Annotated in this window: 19 protein-coding genes and 1 riboswitch; of the genes, 6 read left to right on the top strand and 13 right to left on the bottom strand. The window is 38.6% G+C overall.

The genetic code is table 11. The annotated features are described in order from the left end of the window. Nucleotides 1-93: 93 nt before the first annotated feature. Nucleotides 94-585, top strand: a complete 492-nt coding sequence (locus BMX30_RS11705) for a GNAT family N-acetyltransferase (RefSeq protein WP_244532575.1) — start codon at nucleotides 94-96, stop codon at nucleotides 583-585. 52 nt (nucleotides 586-637) lie between these two features. On the opposite strand, the gene BMX30_RS11700 is transcribed toward BMX30_RS11705, so the two are convergent. The 4 genes from BMX30_RS11700 to BMX30_RS23215 all read right to left on the bottom strand — a co-directional run bounded on the left by BMX30_RS11700 (nucleotide 638) and on the right by BMX30_RS23215 (nucleotide 3512). Further along, nucleotides 638-1963: a hemolysin family protein gene (locus tag BMX30_RS11700; RefSeq protein WP_090745467.1), complete on the bottom strand. Its 1326-nt coding sequence runs from the start codon at nucleotides 1961-1963 to the stop codon at nucleotides 638-640. Between the two features lie 164 nt (nucleotides 1964-2127). Further along, nucleotides 2128-2901: a TerC family protein gene (locus BMX30_RS11695; protein ID WP_090745464.1), complete on the bottom strand. Its 774-nt coding sequence runs from the start codon at nucleotides 2899-2901 to the stop codon at nucleotides 2128-2130. A 114-nt stretch (nucleotides 2902-3015) separates the two neighbouring features. Next, nucleotides 3016-3291 carry a YkvA family protein gene (locus BMX30_RS11690; RefSeq protein ID WP_425283760.1) on the bottom strand — a complete coding sequence of 92 codons (276 nt, stop codon included), beginning with the start codon at nucleotides 3289-3291 and terminating at the stop codon, nucleotides 3016-3018. Between the two features lie 86 nt (nucleotides 3292-3377). Continuing rightward, nucleotides 3378-3512: an FbpB family small basic protein gene (locus tag BMX30_RS23215; protein WP_244532574.1), complete on the bottom strand. Its 135-nt coding sequence runs from the start codon at nucleotides 3510-3512 to the stop codon at nucleotides 3378-3380. A 757-nt stretch (nucleotides 3513-4269) separates the two neighbouring features. Further along, nucleotides 4270-4314: riboswitch (PreQ1 riboswitch) on the top strand. 6 nt (nucleotides 4315-4320) lie between these two features. On the opposite strand from BMX30_RS23215, the gene BMX30_RS11685 reads away from it, so the two are divergent. Next, entirely contained in the window at nucleotides 4321-4806 is a 486-nt protein-coding gene (locus BMX30_RS11685) for a QueT transporter family protein (protein ID WP_090745461.1), read from the top strand. An 82-nt stretch (nucleotides 4807-4888) separates the two neighbouring features. Here BMX30_RS11685 and BMX30_RS11680 read toward each other — a convergent pair whose 3' ends face one another. Continuing rightward, nucleotides 4889-5485, bottom strand: coding sequence for a hypothetical protein (locus BMX30_RS11680; RefSeq protein WP_170843859.1), 597 nt, complete (start codon nucleotides 5483-5485; stop codon nucleotides 4889-4891). Then, nucleotides 5469-5906 (bottom strand): poly-beta-hydroxybutyrate-responsive repressor, encoded by a 438-nt coding sequence (gene phaQ / locus BMX30_RS11675; protein ID WP_090745456.1) that lies wholly within the window; start codon nucleotides 5904-5906, stop codon nucleotides 5469-5471. The genes BMX30_RS11680 and phaQ overlap by 17 nt, the downstream gene beginning before the upstream one ends. Before the next feature lie 259 nt (nucleotides 5907-6165). On the opposite strand from phaQ, the gene BMX30_RS11670 reads away from it, so the two are divergent. After that, nucleotides 6166-6954: an alpha/beta fold hydrolase gene (locus BMX30_RS11670; protein WP_090745453.1), complete on the top strand. Its 789-nt coding sequence runs from the start codon at nucleotides 6166-6168 to the stop codon at nucleotides 6952-6954. Nucleotides 6955-7010: 56 nt separating this feature from the next. Here the strand turns inward: BMX30_RS11670 and BMX30_RS11665 are convergent, their stop codons facing one another. The 7 genes from BMX30_RS11665 to BMX30_RS11635 form a co-directional block, all read right to left on the bottom strand. Continuing rightward, entirely contained in the window at nucleotides 7011-8087 is a 1077-nt protein-coding gene (locus tag BMX30_RS11665) for an alpha/beta fold hydrolase (RefSeq protein WP_244532573.1), read from the bottom strand. Nucleotides 8088-8104: 17 nt separating this feature from the next. Further along, on the bottom strand, nucleotides 8105-8737 hold the full coding sequence (locus BMX30_RS11660) for a hypothetical protein (RefSeq protein ID WP_090745447.1): 633 nt from the start codon (nucleotides 8735-8737) through the stop codon (nucleotides 8105-8107). 20 nt (nucleotides 8738-8757) lie between these two features. Continuing rightward, the gene (locus BMX30_RS11655; RefSeq protein WP_090745444.1) at nucleotides 8758-9405 is read right to left on the bottom strand and encodes a hypothetical protein; all 648 of its coding nucleotides are present in this window, start codon (nucleotides 9403-9405) and stop codon (nucleotides 8758-8760) included. Between the two features lie 32 nt (nucleotides 9406-9437). Further along, entirely contained in the window at nucleotides 9438-9809 is a 372-nt protein-coding gene (locus BMX30_RS11650; protein ID WP_090745441.1) for a hypothetical protein, read from the bottom strand. A 259-nt stretch (nucleotides 9810-10068) separates the two neighbouring features. Continuing rightward, the gene (locus BMX30_RS11645; protein WP_090745438.1) at nucleotides 10069-10845 is read right to left on the bottom strand and encodes an SDR family oxidoreductase; all 777 of its coding nucleotides are present in this window, start codon (nucleotides 10843-10845) and stop codon (nucleotides 10069-10071) included. 17 nt (nucleotides 10846-10862) lie between these two features. Continuing rightward, nucleotides 10863-12500: a long-chain-fatty-acid--CoA ligase gene (locus BMX30_RS11640; RefSeq protein WP_090745435.1), complete on the bottom strand. Its 1638-nt coding sequence runs from the start codon at nucleotides 12498-12500 to the stop codon at nucleotides 10863-10865. A 361-nt stretch (nucleotides 12501-12861) separates the two neighbouring features. Continuing rightward, nucleotides 12862-13947 (bottom strand): GGDEF domain-containing protein, encoded by a 1086-nt coding sequence (locus tag BMX30_RS11635; protein ID WP_090745432.1) that lies wholly within the window; start codon nucleotides 13945-13947, stop codon nucleotides 12862-12864. Nucleotides 13948-14299: 352 nt separating this feature from the next. On the opposite strand from BMX30_RS11635, the gene BMX30_RS11630 reads away from it, so the two are divergent. The 3 genes from BMX30_RS11630 to adhE (BMX30_RS11620) all read left to right on the top strand — a co-directional run bounded on the left by BMX30_RS11630 (nucleotide 14300) and on the right by adhE (BMX30_RS11620) (nucleotide 20034). Then, nucleotides 14300-14527, top strand: coding sequence for a hypothetical protein (locus tag BMX30_RS11630; protein ID WP_090745429.1), 228 nt, complete (start codon nucleotides 14300-14302; stop codon nucleotides 14525-14527). A 53-nt stretch (nucleotides 14528-14580) separates the two neighbouring features. Next, the gene (adhE, locus tag BMX30_RS11625; RefSeq protein WP_090745426.1) at nucleotides 14581-17187 is read left to right on the top strand and encodes a bifunctional acetaldehyde-CoA/alcohol dehydrogenase; all 2607 of its coding nucleotides are present in this window, start codon (nucleotides 14581-14583) and stop codon (nucleotides 17185-17187) included. A 246-nt stretch (nucleotides 17188-17433) separates the two neighbouring features. Further along, entirely contained in the window at nucleotides 17434-20034 is a 2601-nt protein-coding gene (gene adhE / locus BMX30_RS11620) for a bifunctional acetaldehyde-CoA/alcohol dehydrogenase (RefSeq protein WP_090745423.1), read from the top strand. The last annotated feature ends 44 nt before the right edge of the window (nucleotides 20035-20078 follow it).

Below are 20078 nucleotides of genomic sequence, written 5' to 3'. Positions count from 1 at the left end.
AAGAGGAGATAATATTTCACAAGATATACTACTTCTATTTTACCAAGAAAAAATCATATTTGTGCTAAAATTTGGAAAACGGGGGCTTGAATTTTGATAATTAGGAGAGCAAAAATAAACGATGTACCTGCAATGTTGGATATTTATAATGAGGCTATTTTAAATCTGACAGCAACCTTTGACTTAGAAGAACAAACGTTAGAACAAAGGGAGCAGTGGTTTTATAAATATAATGAACAATATCCTTTAATGGTCGCTGTGATCAATGGTGAGATTACCGGTTACTGCGGGATATCTCCATACAACGCGAAGGAGGCTTATGCTACTACAGTGGAGATTTCCATTTATCTATCGGACAAGTATCGAGGCCAAGGGATAGGCCAAGCATTAATGAAGGATATGATTACAAGAGCAAAAGAACTAGAATACCACACAATCATAGCGGGAATAACCGAAGGAAACGATGGTAGCGTCCACCTGCATGAAAAATTCGGATTTGAGTTCGCCGGTAAACTCAAAGAAGTTGGCTTTAAGTTCGGCAAATGGCAAAACGTCCTTTATTTGCAACTGCTTTTAAATAATTAAAGCAATAATTAAACATCCTCCCCTTAAAATAAAGAGGAGGATGTTTTCGATCTTATTGCGTCTGCTGAGCATTTTCCTTCACGCTTACTTTCACTTTCACAATTCGCCTATCGTCCATTTCCTCGACAGCGAACACGATATCTTCATATTCAATCGCTGGACGTTCTTCCATTCCTGGAATATATCCAAGTTGTCCGATAATAAATCCACTTAACGTATCATAATCCTGTGTAGGGAAATCTATTTTAAGAACATCCTCGACTTCATACAAATTGATTGTTCCGGCCATTAAATAATTGAACTCATCGATTTCTTCTAAATCTTTAACATCCAGTTCAGGTTCGTCGTATTCATCAAAAATATTTCCGACGATTTCTTCAATTAAATCTTCAATTGTTACAATCCCATCTGTGCCCCCATATTCATCAATAGCAATGGCCAAATGGACATTATTCTTTTGCATATCCCTAAATAAATGATCAATTCTTATAGATTCAAGAACATAATATGGCTCTCGTACCATTTCTTTTAAGTCGAAGGCGTCTTTTTCTCCATTTTCAAGAAACTGAAATAAATCCTTTACATGTAGAATCCCGACGATATGGTCAATATCCTCCTCAAAAACGGGGATTCGCGTGTACTTTTCAACATTAACTATATGGACAATTTCCTTTAAGGTGCTTTCCACTGGAATAGCTAAAATGTTTGTCCTATGTGTCATAATATCGGAAACAGTCTTGTTATCGAATTCAAAAATATTATTAATCATTCGCTTCTCAGTTTCCTGGATTGTCCCCTTTTCTTCCCCCACATCAACCATCATTCTTATTTCCTCTTCCGTAACATTCTCGTTCTCTGCATTAGGGTCCAAACCAAACAATCGAACGATTATATTTGTGGACCATGTAAGAAGCTTCACGAACGGATGAGTAATCTTGGACAGAAATGTTAACGGGGAAGCTGCAAAGAAGGCTACCGCTTCTGCCTTTTGTAAAGCTAATCTTTTAGGTACTAACTCCCCTAATACTAAGGTGAAATAGGATAAGAGCAGGGTTATGATGACAGTAGCAATCGATTCCAGCATTCTTTGGTTTAGTGGCACACCTAAATTAAATAAAAGTTCACCTAATCTGCCAGCAAAACTCCCTGCTGCAAATGCACTGGCTAAAAAACCTGCCAAAGTAATACCAATCTGAATGGTTGCTAGGAAACGGCTGGGTTCAGATAATAAATTATAAACCAATATCGCTTTTTTATTTCCTCCCTCAGCCATAAGTTTAATCTTATTATCATTTAAGGAAACAAGTGCCATTTCAGATGCTGCAAAAAAGGCATTTAACACAATTAGTACAATTAGTACCAATATTTCGATGCTCAAAAGAGACCAACCTCCAAATTTATATAGATATAGAACAAATTATAATAATTACCCTACTTAGTTTTTATTATCACGTTCATTTTAATTCTTTCATATTCATGCCATATATTACAAATATGGCACGAGCTGCCTTAAAGAAGGCAGCTCTAGATGATAAAATATCGTTATGCAGCAGATTGTTCTGCACTTTTATCTTTAGACAAGAACCAGCCAGTTGCAGCGATTCCGATAAGTACGATATAGAAGGTAAGCTTCCATGCACTTGAGTGAGCAAATTCATATGAAATGACCCCAACATCTGGGTGCCCTAGAGTTAAAACGGCTAGCTTGACCCCAACCCAACCGACGATTGCAAAGGCAGCAATCTCTAGACCTGGTCGAGCATGTAGAAGTTTCACAAATAATGTGGCGGCAAAACGCATGATGATTACCCCAATTAACCCACCTGCAAAGATGACAAGGAACTTTCCACCATCCATGCCACCAATGGAAGGAAGATTTGTATTCGGCAAGGTCATTGCAAGTGCTACTGCAGCCAAAATTGAATCTACAGCAAATGCTATATCTGCCACTTCTACTTTTAGCACCGTTACCCAAAAACCCGACTGTTTTCTGTCTTTTGTATCAGGCTGATCATCTTCTTTCTTTCTAAACACCAATTTCCTGACGATATGATTGATTGCAATGAACAATAAGTAGAGAGCTCCAATCGCCTGAACCTGCCAAACATCTACAAGGAAAGAAATGATAAATAACGAAAGGAAGCGGAAAACAAAGGCACCCGCAAGCCCGTAAAATAACGCCTTCTTTCTTTCCTCTTCAGGTAAGTGCTTCACCATAATAGCCAAAACAAGGGCATTATCAGCAGCCAATAAACCCTCTAAAGCCACTAAAACCAATAATACCCAACCATATTCTAATAAAATTGAAAAATCCACCCTAATTATTCCTCCTCGTAAACCTATATCTTTTTAAAAGGCTGTTTTAAGTTCATTGTTGATTACATACTGTTGGTTGGAGCGGGAAATCAACAGCCCTGTTTAACAAACCCTTTATATAAGACGATATTTATTTTTTAGTGTTTCCGGAGCCCACTTAACCATTCTTTCTATAATGAAACTCGTCACCACAATATCGTCAATGATTCCAAATAAGTAAATGAAATCCGGAATCAAGTCAAAAGGAAAGAATGCGTAGGTTAGAATCATCAAGCCACTAAGTACCTTTTTATATAAATCCACTTCCTTAGTTTTAAAGAAATCAATGATAAAAGGAATCGATTTCCAGAACTTAAAAATGAATTTTATTCTTTTCAAAAATTTGATCAAGATTATCACCTTTCATTCTTACTCTTTACATTTCCCTAAACCCATTTTGTTTAAATATAATCCCTTATTGTTGCTCCAAAGTTATTTCACTTTACTTTGATGCGTTTTTCATGTTTTGCCTCTAAGCGTTCCTCGATTCTTTCTATTTCTGCTTTATCGTTCAATAATTCCTCTTTATTCTTTCTTATTAACTCAATAAGTGTTTCCTTTCTTTTTTTCACGGTTTCCTTCTCCTTTTTAAACATTTTATATCTAGTTTAGTTCAAGACTAGTTGAAAGGGTTTGGACAGGAACAAAAGCGCAAGCGCCTTGTTCAGCCCCGTGAGTCTAGACGAGCCGTCAATAAGGTTGTTTTTCAACCTTCTTGACCGATTGTACGAAAAGCGCAGGCGACTGCACAGGGACGACAAGCATAAGACGCGACCTGTAAGAAGGTGTTTTTTACCTTCTGAAAGGGAGTGGCTTATGTCTTCGTGTCCCTCCTAGGAGCGCGGGGCTAGGCGCTGGAGCTGGATATAGAGAACGAACACAATTATCCATCCTAACACAAAAAACCTCTACCATAAAATGGCAAAGGTTTTAAATAAATAAAGACCTCTACCGAACAGGTAAAGGTCTTGCTAACAACGAATTCGCTGCCAACAAAGCCGGGAGATGGATAATCTCCGAAATGACGACCTTGCTGTAAAAGCTACTCCCCTTTAGGAGAACTATTCAAAATAATTATTCTTAATATAATCTACAATTAGCCCAGTTGTCAATTACTAATAATCATTGATGTTCTTTGGAAACTGCACCAAGGATGGCTCTTGGTGCAGTAAATGAATTCAAAACAAAAAAAACTGCGCTAAGGATCGTTTCTTGGCGTAAAAATCAACAGACCAAGAATTGCTCTTGTAGCCAAAAAAGTAGTTCTCAGAAAAAGTTATTGTGGTAACCACCAAATTAAACTATACTTAATAATTGTTCTTTAAATAAGGTCACGTGGTTCGAAACCATCCCACGAAAAAAAACTAAGGAGAGATGAACTTGAATATAAGAACGATTGTAGGAAACGGAATCGTAGCCGCTTTGTATATTGCTGTCTCCGCCGTTATCCAACCCTTTGGTTTCACGAATGTACAATTTCGTATATCAGAAATGTTTAACCATCTGATTGTTTTCAACAGAAACTATTTCTATGGAATTGTCCTTGGTGTCTTCCTTACTAATTTATTTTTCTCACCTATTGTCGCTTATGATCTCGTGTTTGGAGTTGCACATTCTGTTATATCATTACTGATAACCATTGCAGCTTCACGCTATATTAAAAACGTGATTGGATTAATGGTTCTGAATACGGCCGTGTTCACCTTTAACATGTACATTATTGCATTTGAGCTAAAGCTTGCTTTTAATCTGCCGTTCTTTTTCACCTGGTTAACTACCGCTGCTGGTGAATTAGTGGTCCTAGCTGTAGGAATACCTATCATGTACGCCCTCAATAAAAGGGTCAATATGGGGAAATTAATTTAAAAGGAAGGCAGTAATTTACGCTCTTATACTATAAAACCACCAACATCCAATGTTGGTGGTTTTTTAATCGTTATTTACTGTTTTAGCTATTTACAAGCTCTTCAGACTTAGCAGCTTTAACAAGTTCTTTAGACTTTTCTCTTACAAAGCCAACAGCTTCATGATTTGTTTTTCTAGCTTGTTTTACATATTCATCGGTAACCTGCTGCCATGCTTTCCGGCGCTCACGTGAATAGGTAAGGTAAGACTCAGCATTCTTTTCTAAACTTTGTTCAAGCTGATCAATGAAGGTAAAAGTTGATTTCACAGGAGTTATAGCAAGCTTTTCTACCTGTTGTGTCACTTCTTTTAATTGGTTCGTTACTTCATCAAAATCTCTTAGTTTAGGTGCAACCTCAACTTTTTCTTCACGATTATTAATATTTGAAACCACGCCTTTAGCTAATTCTAAATTTGTTTTTCTTGTTTGCTGATATAAACTTCCAATTGAACTTCTGTATTCCTTATTAAACTTAAGCACTTCCTTAAACGAGTTAAGGAAAGCATCCTCTTGTGTTTCTCTCAGCTTTCTAAATCTAGCAAGAGATTGCTCATACTGATCCCATAAAGTATTTACAAATAAATCAGTTGGGTTCGTATTTGTTTCAGTAACTTCGATTGTTTCATTCTTCTTTGCCATCATCGTTCCTCCTCTTTTGACTACTTTTTTTCTCTATCGAATCCCTTGTCGAAAATGAAGGGATATAGAGCTCAAGAAAACTACTATACATTGAGAAAAACTGGTCCAACATGGACTGGTAGGTTTCTAGTTGATTGGCGTAGCCTTTTAAATATGTAATACCAGCCTTCGTAATCGAATACTTTCTTTTAGCAGGGCCATTTCCCGTTGTATCCCATTCGGAAGAAACTAACTCGTCCGCCTCAAGCTTTCTTAGCAATCGATAAAGATTGCCTTGATCGATGCTTTTAAAACCAAACGCCTGAAGTTTTTGACTGAGTTCGTAACCATGGAGGGATACTCTACTTAGAAGTAATAAAATGAATGGCAGTACAAAATTCTTAGATGGATTCACTGATTGATTGTTCTCATTATTTACCACGATTCATCACCTCACCTATATGTAAAATACACATAGAAGATAACAGATATTTCTTAACTGTCTCTCTATATGTATTTTACACCTATGTCCAACTCCTGTCAACCAAGTTTATCCAGTTATATGTATTTTACATATAGGTAGTAAACTTTGTGCTTTTTCAACATATACATAAAATGTAAAAAGATTTTGAACATTTTATGAATGTTTAAGGTCGTTGTAATTTGGGAATAAAAGTAAAAAATCAAAAAGGTGGTTGGAGATGAAAAATACACAGGTAAGTACTGCTGGGATTCCTTATCTACACTTTGGAAGCGGAGAGCCATTGGTATTGATTCACGGTCTCGGTGAGGTAAAAGAAGGTTGGCAAAGCCAATATGAATTGTCGGAATATTATGAATTAATTATCCCCGACCTACGAGGCCATGGTGAATATAGGTCCATCGAAGGAATCTCAATTGAGGCATTCGCCAAAGATGTCATTGGGTTACTGAATGAGCTTTCTATTGAAAGCGCTCACATCCTTGGTTTGTCCATGGGCGGTGCCGTAGCGCAAGAAATTTATCGTCAAGCACCTGAAATGTGCCGGTCCCTCATATTAACTTGTACCTTCCACTACATGCCAAAAAGACTTGGAAAGCTTTACTTAAAATATCGGGAATCACAAATTGAGGAACTAACAGCAGAGGAACGCAGAGATAATGCTGCTAAAAAGTGTCTTTACTCATGGAATGATGAATCAATTCAAAAATTTATCGAATGTTATCAACCAGAACCTAGTGCTTTTTTAGCCTCAGGAAAGGCATGTATGGAAGTCAATAACCTATCCTTATTACCTAGGATTAAAGTGCCTACTCTAATAATTGCTGGTCAATATGATTCAGTCTTGCCTCCTTGGCTACAACTATGGATGCACAAATTAATTCCACATTCTGAATTTGTGATTATGCGTAATACTGGCCATGTACCAAAGTTCGAAGCAAAAGACAGGTTCAATCAGCTGGTTAGCAAGTTTATTAGTAAACAAAAAAATTGTAAAGCCTCCGCCTAAAAAGGAAAATAAAATGGGAAGGGTAGCACCCTTCCCCCTTCTTATTCGAGCTTTGACTAGTTAGTTTTGTCCTCAACCTTCGTTGAACGTGAGGCTAACCATTCATCAACGAGTGGTGCGAACATCCCACTTAAAGCAAGGGATACATGACCCGCTTCAACCAATTTATATGTTTTATCCTCACTCGAAACTAAGTCCATGATTGGTAAGCTTTGAGATTCAGCAATAAGACTGTCATTAGCAGATGAAACTGCGAAGAAAGGACAATCAATCTTGCTTAGATCTGCTTTCTTCCCACCAATCACTAATTCACCCTTAACAAGTTTGTTTTCTTTATATAGCTCATTGAACATTTGTTTTAGGGCAGCACCCGTAAATGGAGTTGCGTCATTAAGCCATTTATCCATCCGACGCCATCTTTCAACATATTTACTATCATGTGCTCGACTCATCAAACCAACATATGGGCTAACATAGATTGGCGCCAAGCTCTTCATACCATAATAAATATAATCAGCTGGTATCGTTCCATACACATCTACTAAACGATCAATTTCAAACTGACCGTTTTTCATGCCTTCAAGCCACTTTTCAGGTCCTATTCCCGTACTAAAATCAATTGGCACAGTTGCAACGATTAAATTTTTAATTGGTAAATCGGTTATAGAAGCGAAGATGGAAGCAATGGTTCCACCTAAGCAATAGCCAACAACAGAAATCTCTTCTTCTCCAGAGTGACGTAGAGCACGTTTAACACCTTTTTCAAGGTAGTCAAGAATATAAGTGTCAAAACTAATATCGCTATCTTCATAGCCTGGGGTACCCCAGTCAAGTAGATAAACATCATATCCACGTTTCGTAAGACCTGCGATAACACTTGTCTCTGGACTGATATCTAAAATATATGGTTTGTTTAAAAGTGAATAAACAAAGAACAAAGGTGTGCTATACTTTTTTTCTTCAGCAGCATAGTACCAAAGGGTCGTTTTATTTTTCCTCCACACTAATTGCCGAGGTGAATGCTCAATCTTCGGACCATCTTCACTTAGTATCTTAAAAACTTGACTCCAGCGCTTCATTTCTTTTTCATAATCTAAGGCTGGAATTCTCACTGGTGATTCAATCGCCATCATTTCCCCTACTTCCCAAATTATTTACCTAATCCGACTCCTGCCAATTCTAATTCTTTTTTTTCTTCTTTGGCCTCGGTTTTTGGTTCCTGATACTGAGCTAGTTCCTGCTTTAATTCTTGAAGCTCACTCTTTAGACTGCTCGTCTCAGCTAGGCCTTGTCTTAACTCCTGAAGTTCCGCAATAAGAACATTCGTATCCGAAAGTTCTTTTCGTAACTTTTGAAGATCTGCCTTTACCTTTTTTGTTTCACGTAATTCTTTCGCGTTTTTTTCGAGTTCTGTCTTCATCTCTTTTGAAAGACTAACAAGCTCACCAAAAAACTCCATATTTCCTTTGTTTATTTCAGTAAAGCTATCTTGCAAATTCCAAATCTGCTCCTCTAGAGCATCTATTTTTTCTTCGGCCTGAATGGTTAGCTTTGCAACATTTTGAACATCACTCTTAGTTGGCATATTCATTAGATTAGCCATGGTTTCTTGGTTCTTCTTTAACAACTCCATGTAGCGTGAATGTGTGGCCATACTGCGATTTGATAATTTAACAAATTCACTGTTATCAGCCCACGCCATTAGCAGTGAGTTCATTTGTTTTTCCCATAATCCTGTAAGATCCCTAAACCCCTTATACGGATCGTATTTTTCTTTTGACATCCATTATCGCTCCTAATCTATTATGATTTAACTTCTTCTGCCTGTTCTAAATGCTTATTGAAAGGGAATAATGCCTTCACTTGCTTTGAAAAAAGGTTTACAAATACTCTCTGATTCTGTTGAACAAGATTAGATGTTTTCTTCACATTTGCAACATACTCATTTCTTCCTTTTTTACGAAGGTCAATATATTTTTCAACCATTTCAATGTATTTATCTACTGCTTGGTCAGGATTTACTGCACGGTAAGGTGCACTTAAAATGCCGGATGTTGAGTTTTGAATCCGTTCAAAAAGTTGGTTAATTTCTTCATATGATCTAACTGGGAAAAAGTGTTGCAAAGTTGTTGTCGACATCAAGAACTCTTCACGAGCTGTGCGCTGCCATTCAGCCAGTTCCCGATTAAATTGTTCTGTTACTTCTTTGATATTATCACGGTTCCTCTTTAGGCTACCGGAGTAATCCTTAACAGCTTTTAAAAAGATTTCATCACGGTAATTCGCGCGGTCTGCCCAGTTATCTAATTCTTGATGAGCATTTGCCCATAAAAGCTCTAAACTTGAAAGACTTTGTTTACTTTGTTCATCTTGCGTCTGAGTTTCTTCGACTAGGTTTTCATTCACAGCTTGTTCATCTTCAATCTTGGAAACCTTTTTGTTTTCAGCCATCTCTCTCTCCACCTTTTATAAAATAATAGAATTTAGCTATTTTCATCATCAGACTTAAATGATAATGTAGCTAGTTCTTTCGATAATTCTTTTAATCTAGCTCGGTAGTTTTTCATATCATCTATGGTGTCATATAAATTTTCGTCTAGATTGTCCAATCGGGACTCTACCTTTATTACTCTTTTAGCTAGTGAAGCAATATCATCTCTACAAGGTAAATCCAGATCATCTAGCAGTTCTTTAGTTTGCTTTTTTACCATTACTATATAATCCAAATGTGCATCTAAGCTTTGTCCAAGCGTAGCGATAAATAGATAACAGTTAGTCATGGAAAGGATTTTCTGGTTTAGTTCCTCTTCAAATTCTTTATAAGTATTTGCCCAACACTTGTCATAAGGCCCCATTACATCCTCCACATGCTAACTCTAGTTGTAAAAATCACGTTGATGACTATCAAAATATCCTTCTCCTAATTATACGAAAATTCGATATATTTTGCCATCACTATTTTTATAAAAGGTGATAATCTAAATCTATTTTCTAACTTCGGAGCAGGACACCTCTATGTGACTGATGCTTAAGATGAGATGGATACGATACTATTTGTTGAAAGGAATGCTTTCGAGCATTCCTTCCTATGTTCATTAAGATTCTTATTCTCATTTAAGTTAAAGCAGCAGTTCCCCCATCAACAGAAAGAATATGTCCGAAAACATAATCAGATGCACTAGATGCAAGGAATAACGCAGGTCCCATCATGTCATGGTCTGAGCCAAAACGGCGTGCGGGTGTTCGATCAAGAATGAATTCTCCTACATGATCAAGCAAACCAGTCGTCATTTTAGTCGGGAAGAACCCAGGTGCAATCGCATTGACATGGACATTATAAGGAGCAAGCTTAACAGCTAAATCTTTGGTAAACGAAATAACTGCACCCTTACTTGTTGCATAACCAATTGCATCCATCATTCTTGGGTCTTGGCCACCTAGACCGGCAATTGATGCAATATTAATAATCTTTCCAGAGCGTTGTTCCTTCATGATTTTCCCAACTGCCTGAGAGAATAAGAATACTGCTTTTAAGTTAATATCCATAACCTTATCCCACTTATCTGCTGGCATATCTAAGGCAGGAGCACCCCAACTAACTCCACTGTTATTCACTAAAATATCAATTCTGCCAAACTCTTTCATTGTTTCATTGACTACTAGATTGATATCTTCCTCGTTAGAGACATCACATTTAAATGCAAGGGAACGAACGCCTTTTTCTTTTAAACGTTCACTTACCTCTTGGCAAGCTTCCTCGTTTCTTGAACACACAACAACGTTTGCACCTGCATTAGCATAAACAGTGGCAATCTGCTCACCAAGTCCTCGTCCACCACCTGTAACAATGGCTGTTTTTCCTTGAAGATTGAAAAGCTCTTGAACATTCATAACTGATTTCCTCCTAGTTATACTCCGATTTTCTGGATTTCTTGGTCCCTTAACACTCTACGAAGCAACTTTCCAACAGATGATTTTGGAAGTTCATCCAAAATTTCAACTTGCTTTGGTACTTTATAAGGAGCTAGGTTTTCTTTTGCAAAAAGGACCACTTCTTCCGGCGTTAACCTCGCACCTGGTTTAACTTTAATGAATGCTTTAACTGTTTCTCCTCGATATTCATCAGGTACTCCGATAACAATGACTTCTTCGACAGCTTTGTGATGATATAATACATCTTCAACCTCAGTTGGATAGACATTATAACCACTCGCAATGATCATATCCTTCTTACGGTCCAGTATGTAGAAGTATCCATCTTCATCCATTTTGGCGATATCACCAGTAAGTAACCAACCATCTATAATCGTCTCTTCCGTAGCTTCAGGACGACCCCAGTAGCCTTTCATCACCTGAGGACCTCTTACAATCATCTCTCCCGATTCACCAACAGGAACATCTTCAAGTCCATTGTCCGTAACGTTAACAATACGAACCTCAGTCCCTGGGATTGGAATTCCAACACTGCCCGGTTTCGGATTCAAAAACGGTGGATTAAAGATTGGAGATGGAGATAATTCAGATTGTCCATACCCATCTAAAAGCCTTGCACCGGTTTTCTCCTCAAATGACTTAGCTTGTTCAATTGGTAGTGGAGCTCCACCACTGCTGAAATAATGAACATCGCCAAAACCATAATCCTCTAACCCAGGTTGGCCATTTAATGCGAAATACATCGTTGGAACAGCAGACATTTGGAAAGGTTTCTCTCGCTTGACCAATTCCATTAATTCTTTTGGTTCAAATCGTGGCAATACTAACTGGTTAGCACCCTCTCTTATTCCAGCAAGTGCATTGCATGACAATCCGAATACATGAAACATTGGGAGTACACTGATGATCTTAAAATCGTCTGGAATTAGCTTTTCACAAGGTCTATAAACAAAATCACATACTTGAATTACATTCGAAAGTAAGTTATTGTGAGTCAGCATAACACCTTTGGAAACACCAGTTGTTCCGCTCGTATACTGCAGCATAGCAACGTCTTCATTCCGATCAATAGAAACTGAAGGTACTACCGTTTTTCCCTTGATAAAGTCCTCGAAATACTCGTCTTCGCCTTCTAAATCGAATTTCTCGCCACCAAGGCTAACGACAATCACCTTTTTCAAAGAAGTCTTTGGTTGGACTTGCTTGACTCTAGGATACAGTGCATCAAGGACAATCATGAATTCGGTACTAGAATCGACAAGGACATGCTCAATTTCCCTCTCAACGTACATAGGGTTTACTTGAACATTGATTCCACCAAGTCGAAATCCCCCAAACAAGCTAAATATATAATGTGGGCTGTTAGGCAGCATAATTGCCAGCCGGTCCCCCTTTGTAAACCCCTCTTCATGTAAGGCGGCCGCAAAGGCCTCTGCTATGAACCTTGTCTCAATGAAGCTCCAGGATCTTCCATAAAAAGTCAAAGCAGGTTTTTCCTTGAATTTAGTAGCGGAGCGATCTAATAGGCCAAATAGAGATTCATACTCAACTGAGACATTTTCGCCAACGCTTGGATCATATAGCTTCAACCACGGTTTTTCCCGATATACCATACTCCTACCCCCAATGATGAAATATACTCTAGCTACTATAAAATTGAATTGAATATTCTAACATCTAAATTATTGTTATAAAACAGTTTTTTGTAAACGGTCTCAATTTGACAAAATTCTTATTTATTACCAGAATATTGTCGTATTTTATCGAAAATTTTGTATTTTTAACTCAAAACCAACCATTTCTAGGGCTTAATTACTGGTGAACCTCGCAGAATTTGTCGGAAAATTTTTCCTTATAACGGGTTTATGAAAAAATAGTTTTGGGTATTTTATGCGAAATGCTATTCTGAATAGTCTAAAATGTATAATCACAAGAGACTAAAACAAAAAAAAGCATAGTCCAAACGGACTTTGCTTAATTGTTTAAAACCTTTTCTTCTGAGCTTCTATACTCAAGAAGTTCACTGTGGTGTTGGACTTTATTGCGTCCGAGATTTTTCGCTTGATATAGAGCTTTATCTGCTCTGCCTAAGACAGAGTCAATGCTATCCCCTGTACGATAATCAGATACACCAAAACTTGAGGTTAATCTCCCGATCGTCTCGAATTCATGCATCTCAACCCGTTTTCTCAACCGTTCAGCAAGCTTCAACGCATCCTCTTTCGGAGCATTAATGATGACAATAAATTCTTCGCCACCCCAACGCCCGAAGCACTCATCACTTCTCAAAGAGCTTTTGACCACTCTGACAACCTCTTTTAACACTTCATCTCCTACCTTATGCCCATAATGGTCATTTACACTTTTAAAATTATCGAGATCAAAAAAGATGATGGATAACGGATCAGCCCCAGTAACAGCACGATTTAACTGATAATCAAACCATTGGTTAATTTGATATCGATTGCCAATCCCAGTAAGAGAGTCCACATACGCCTCTTTTTTAATACTGTCGAGATCTGAGTAAACCTTTAAGATATACTGTCCAAAATAAATCGTAACAATATATGTCGTAGTAGCTGAAAAATACTGGATCAGTGTATCCATTGTGTCATACGAAAAGCCCTCTAACGTTAGCAAAGCTAGTATAAGGGCCGTCACTAGATAAGATAGTGCAACTATTAACCCTCTATTTCTTTTTAGTGTAATAAACACATAAACCATTAATAATCCAGTCCAGTTTGTAAGTTCACCCAGCCCTAGGTTCTGATTTAAAAGTAAACGATCCAGAGCAAAGTAGAAATTTGCTAAGTGGGCCAAGACAACAACCACAAGTGTAGAATACTCAATAACTTGAAAACCCTTTTGAATCAAAACCATAATGTAACTAAAGATAAACCAAGAAGTGAGGATAGGACCTAACATTAAACCAAGGAAGCTCTCATCAGAAGATTGAAATTCTATAACACTATTAAAAGTCATAGCTGTTATTAAACAAGGGAGTACCCACAAGTAAATTTTTCTTTTTAGTCGATCGAAATTTTTATACTCATTTGGCATTCCTACAAATCCTCTCCACCAGAGGGGGTTTATTTTTTATGTATTCGTATATAAAACGTGCATCCTGCCGTGTCTGTTACTTTTTTCCATCCATCTTTATATTAAGTGAAATATGGGAAGATAATCAAATGAATTCTCTGTTATTTTTCTATTTAAATATTTAGAACTTCAATAGATTGAGTAACTATCCAAGTTATTATATGGGGATAACTAATTCTCCTAATTAATACATCAGAGATTGTGAAAGCGCTTCATAAAGAGACAATCTTTGTTCAATGTTTCACAAAGTTTTTTCCCATAATCATGGTATATTTAAACCAAGGAATAAATAACCAAATAAGGAGTGTTGGATATGATTCTTTGTACTTGGAAGTCTTTTTCAACTGATACCGACACATACACTCTAGAAGCCTTTGAAGAGGTGATTGATGATAAGTTTGAAGCGATGATGATGAGAAAAAATGAAGAAATCCCTACTGTTATCTGGACTGTTAATTATGTAGTCATAGTTAAGCGATTATCAAGAATAACCAATGAAGTCTATTTTGAAAAGATCCCAAGAAATCCAGTTTGTGAATAATAATTTTATACTCACTTGTGAAATATTTCACAATAATAATGGAGGTAAATTACATGGTTGTGAAAATAGATAAGACTATAAAAGCAGAACATGATGTAAACGTTACGATTGATGGACTTGTTGCACAAGGATTAACAGCACTAGAAGAATTTCGCGGATTTACACAGGAAAAGATTGATGAAATTGTAAAGCAAATGGCTCTTGCTGGCCTTGATCAACATATGCCACTCGCAAAACTTGCTGTCGAAGAAACGAAACGCGGAGTCTATGAGGATAAAATTATTAAGAACATGTTCGCTACGGAGTATGTTTATCATAATATCAAATACGATAAAACAGTCGGTATTATCCATGAAGATGAACATGAAGGAATAATAGAAGTTGCGGAACCTGTCGGAGTTATCGCTGGTGTTACGCCTGTGACAAACCCTACTTCAACTACCATGTTTAAAGCATTAATCTCTATTAAAACGAGAAACCCAATCATTTTCGCCTTCCACCCTTCTGCCCAAAGATGCAGCTGTGAGGCCGCTCGGGTTTTACGGGAAGCGGCGGTTAAAGCAGGCGCCCCGGAGAATTGTATTCAGTGGATTGAAATGCCATCCGTTGCAGCTACTCAAGCACTTATGAATCACGAAAAGGTATCTCTCATTCTAGCAACTGGTGGATCAGGCATGGTAAAAGCCGCCTATAGTTCTGGAAAACCAGCTCTAGGCGTTGGACCCGGGAATGTTCCTTGCTATATCGAAAAATCAGCAAACATTCAACGCTCTGTAAATGATCTAATTTTATCAAAAACCTTTGATAATGGGATGATCTGTGCATCAGAGCAGGCTGTCATCATTGATCAAGAGATTTACTCAGAAGTAAAACAGGAAATGATCTCCCATAGCTGTTATTTCCTAAACAGCGAAGAAAGACTGAAGGTAGAAAAACTTGTAATTAATGAAAATACTTGCGCTGTAAATGCTGATATAGTCGGGATGCCAGCTTTCCGAATTGCCGAGATGGCCGGGGTCGCCGTGCCTGAGGATACTAAAATTCTTATTGCTGAACTTGAAGGAGTCGGGCCGGAGTTCCCTCTTTCCCGTGAGAAATTAAGCCCCGTATTAGCATGCTACAAGGTAGTCGGTCTTGAACATGGCATGCAAAGAGCAGAAGAGATGCTGAACTTTGGCGGTCTAGGGCACTCTGCAGTTATCCATACAACTGATCAGAACGTAATTAGGGAATTCGGCCTTAGGATGAAAGCCGGACGAATCATTGTTAACGCCCCTTCATCCCAAGGAGCAATCGGTGACATTTACAATGCCTATATGCCGTCCCTTACTCTCGGTTGCGGTACATATGGTGGAAACTCTGTGTCCACAAACGTTGGTTCCATTCACCTTATTAATATTAAAAAAGTAGCAAGAAGGAATGCAAATATGCAATGGTTTAAAGTCCCATCGAAAATCTACTTTGAGAAAAACTCTACTCAGTATTTAGCAAAAATGCCAAATATCTCAAAAGCTCTAATCGTTACGGACCCAGGGATGGTTAAACTCGGATATGTTGACAAAGTGCTCTATTATTTGAGGAAACGTCCAGACTACGTTCACTGTGAGATCTTTTCTGAGGTTGAACCAGACCCAAGCATCGAAACGGTCATGAAGGGTGCCGAGTTAATGGCAAACTTCCAACCAGATGCCATCATTGCTCTTGGTGGCGGTTCCGCAATGGACGCAGCAAAAGGAATGTGGTTATTCTACGAATATCCTGACGCTGACTTCCATGGTTTGAAGCAGAAATTTCTTGATATTAGAAAACGGATTGTCAAATATCCAAAGCTTGGCCATAAGGCACAGTTTGTCGCGATACCTACTACGTCTGGAACAGGATCAGAAGTAACGTCCTTTTCTGTCATTACCGATAAGAAGGCCAATATCAAATACCCATTAGCTGACTATGAATTGACTCCAGATGTGGCGATTATCGATCCACAATTTGTCATGACCGTTCCTAAGGTCGTCACTGCGGATACCGGCATGGACGTATTAACCCATGCAATTGAAGCTTATGTATCCGTAATGGCCAATGACTATACTGATGGCTTGGCGATAAAAGCCATACAGCTAGTGTTTGAATATCTTCCAAGAGCGTACCGAGATGGTAGTGATGAGGTGGCACGTGAGAAAATGCATAATGCCTCAACGATTGCTGGGATGGCGTTTGCCAATGCATTCTTAGGTATTAACCATAGTTTAGCTCATAAACTTGGCGCTGAGTTCCATATTGCCCATGGTCGCTCTAACACCATCTTGATGCCACATGTTATTCGTTATAACGCGAGCAAGCCAAAGAAATTTGCAGCATTCCCAAAATACGAGCATTTTATTGCCGATAAGCGTTATGCAGAAATTGCTAAAATGCTAGGCCTACCTGCCCGTACTCCTGAAGAAGGTGTGGAGAGTCTCGTCCAAGCAATTATTAAACTCGCTAACGAACTTGATATCCCAATGAGCCTTGAGACAAATGGTGTGGACTTAGCCGAGTTTGAAAGAAAAGTGGATTACTTGGCCGAAAGAGCCTTTGAAGATCAATGTACTACAGCTAACCCTAAGCTCCCGCTCGTAACCGAGCTAGCAGAAATCTACCGCAAAGCTTATAAAGGAATTTAATTAGAAAAGCCAAGCGCCTGTTCTAATAAGTAACTGATGCCTGCTCCCGCTGCTATAACAAAAGGGGCAGGTTTTTTTTGTGACTAATTAATGAATACTCATTCATAAGACAAGATTCTACAAATTTCACGCCAACTTTCAACATAATCCGCCTTTTGTCCATGCTATATTACTGCCATTGAGTGATGGTAAAGATTCCGCAAATACAAATGATTGCGGAACGATTAAAATCTGGAGGGATTGAAAATGGCTGTTGAAGAAAAAATGTTACAGGAAAAGCAACATGTATTAGAAATGATTGATCTTCTCGCGGAAAATGGAGCAAAAGCATTAGCAGATTTCCGAAATCATAGTCAGGAAATGGTTGATAACATTATTAAGGAAATGGCCCTTGAAGCTCTTAAAAATCACAAAGAGTTAGCCAGAATGGCGGTCAGAGAAACAAAGAGAGGCGTCTATGAGGATAAAGTCTTTAAGAATATGTTTGCAACAGAGTACATCTACAATAATATTAAACACCTGAAAACCGTAGGAATCATCAGTGAAAACGAGCACGAAGGGATGGTTGAGATGGCCGAACCTGTTGGCGTCATTGCAGGAGTAGTCCCAATCACCAATCCCACTTCAACCGTTATCTTCAAATCCCTTATTTCAATGAAAACTAGAAATCCAATCATCTTTGCCTTTCATCCATTTGCCCAAAACTGTAGTAGTGAAACCGCTAGACTTATGCAAGAGGCAGCCGTTCGCGCAGGTGCACCGAAAAACTGTATCCAATGGGTCGAACTCCCTTCCCTAGAGGCAAGCCAAGCACTCATGAGACATCCTAAGACCTCCATCATTCTTGCTACTGGCGGCACCGGTATGGTAAAAGCCGCGTATAGTTCAGGAAAACCTGCATTAGGGGTTGGTCCTGGAAATGTACCTTGTTATATTGAAAAATCCGCAAACATAAAACGTTCGGTCAATGACCTCATCCTCTCAAAAACATTTGATAATGGGATGATCTGTGCTTCTGAACAGGCCGTAATTATTGATAAAGAAATTTACACGGACGTTAAGAAAGAATTAATTGCAAACAATTGTTACTTTTTAAATGAAGAGGAAAAGTTACAATTAGAAAAAGTAGCGATTAATGACAACCATGGTCTTAACCCAATCATCGTTGGACTATCGGCCGACAAAATCGCGAAAATGGCCGGAATAAATGTACCTATTAATACGAAAATCCTGATCGCTGAATTAAAAGGAGTTGGTCCGAAGCACCCCCTTTCATGCGAAAAATTAAGCCCGGTTCTCGCATGCTATAAAGCTAAAAACCTAGAAGATGGGTTAAAAAAATGTGAGGAAACACTAGAATACGGGGGCCTCGGACATTCAGCTGCCATTCACTCTGCTAATCAAGAGGTGATTGATGAGTTCTCATCACGAATGAAAGCAGGACGGATTATTATTAACACACCGTCAACTCATGGTGCCATTGGAGATATTTACAATTCTTCCCTCCCTTCATTGACTTTAGGCTGTGGTACCTATGGCGGTAACTCGGTTTCAACAAATGTTGGAGCCACCCATCTAATAAATATTAAAAAGGTGGCTAAAAGACAAGTGAATACTCAATGGTTTAAGATCCCACCACAAATCTATTTTGAGAAAAACTCTATTCAATCACTTGCGGGGTTACCAGAAATGTCTCGGGCTTTCATCGTAACCAGTCCTAGTTCACTTAAGAATGGCAATCTTGACCGAGTACTATACCAGTTAAAAAAACACCCTGCCCAGGTGCAGACTGAAATTTTTACAGAGGTGGAGCCGGAGCCAAGCATTGATACGGTGAAGCTTGGTGCTGAAAGGATGCAAAAGTTTCAGCCTGATGTCATTATTGCGCTTGGGGGAGGTTCAGTAATGGATGCTGCAAAAGCGATGTGGCTTTATTACGAACATCCGGATACCGACTTTGAAGCGTTAAGGCAAAAGTTCTTTGATCCTAGTAAGCGGGTCATTACGTATCCAAAGCTTCGTGGAAAGGCAAAGCTTGTTGCCATCCCAACTACTTCTGGAACAGGATCTGAAGTTACCGCCTTTACGGTCATTTCCGATAAAAAGACAAACATCAAGTATCCGCTTGCCGATTTCGAGCTGACACCTGATGTTGCCATCATTGATCCACAATTTGTCATGACCGTTCCTAAGCAGGTTACGGCCGATACGGGAATGGATGTGCTGACTCATGCAATAGAATCCTATGTTTCTGTATTAGCCAATGACTTTACCGACGGTCCTGCATTAAAAGCGATACAGCTTGTCTTTAAATACCTACCATTAGCCTATCACAACGGGGATAATGAGATCGCCCGGGAGAAGATGCATAATGCATCAACCATCGCTGGAATGGCCTTTGCGAATTCCTTCCTTGGGATTAACCATAGTCTTGCCCATGCCCTAGGAGCAGAATTTAATATCCCACACGGACGCGCAAACGCAATTCTGTTACCACATGTGATCCGGTATAATGCTTCTAAACCGAATAAATTTATGACTTTTTCAAAGTATGAACACTTTATTGCCGATGAGCGCTATGCTGAGATTGCCCAAATGCTAGGTCTTCCGAGCCGAACAGTCGAAGAAGGTGTGGAAAGCCTCATCCAAGCAATTGTTAACCTTGGAACAGAGCTTGATATTCCAATGAGCATTAAAGCCTATGGCATTGATGAAAGTGAGTTTGAGAGCAAATTGAATGAGCTTGCAGAACATGCCTTTGACGATCAAGATACAATCGCCAATCCAAAAATGCCACTCGTTACCGAATTAGCGGAGATTTATCGTAGCGCTTATAAAGGAGTGTAAAAAAAACAGAACAGATAGATATTCCCAGTCCCTATGTATGTTAA

Source organism: Mesobacillus persicus (genome assembly GCF_900109925.1).
Lineage (GTDB): Bacteria > Bacillota > Bacilli > Bacillales > Cytobacillaceae > Mesobacillus_B > Mesobacillus_B persicus.
Note: the sequence above shows the minus strand (reverse complement) of the source record. Positions and strands in the feature narration are given on the sequence as shown.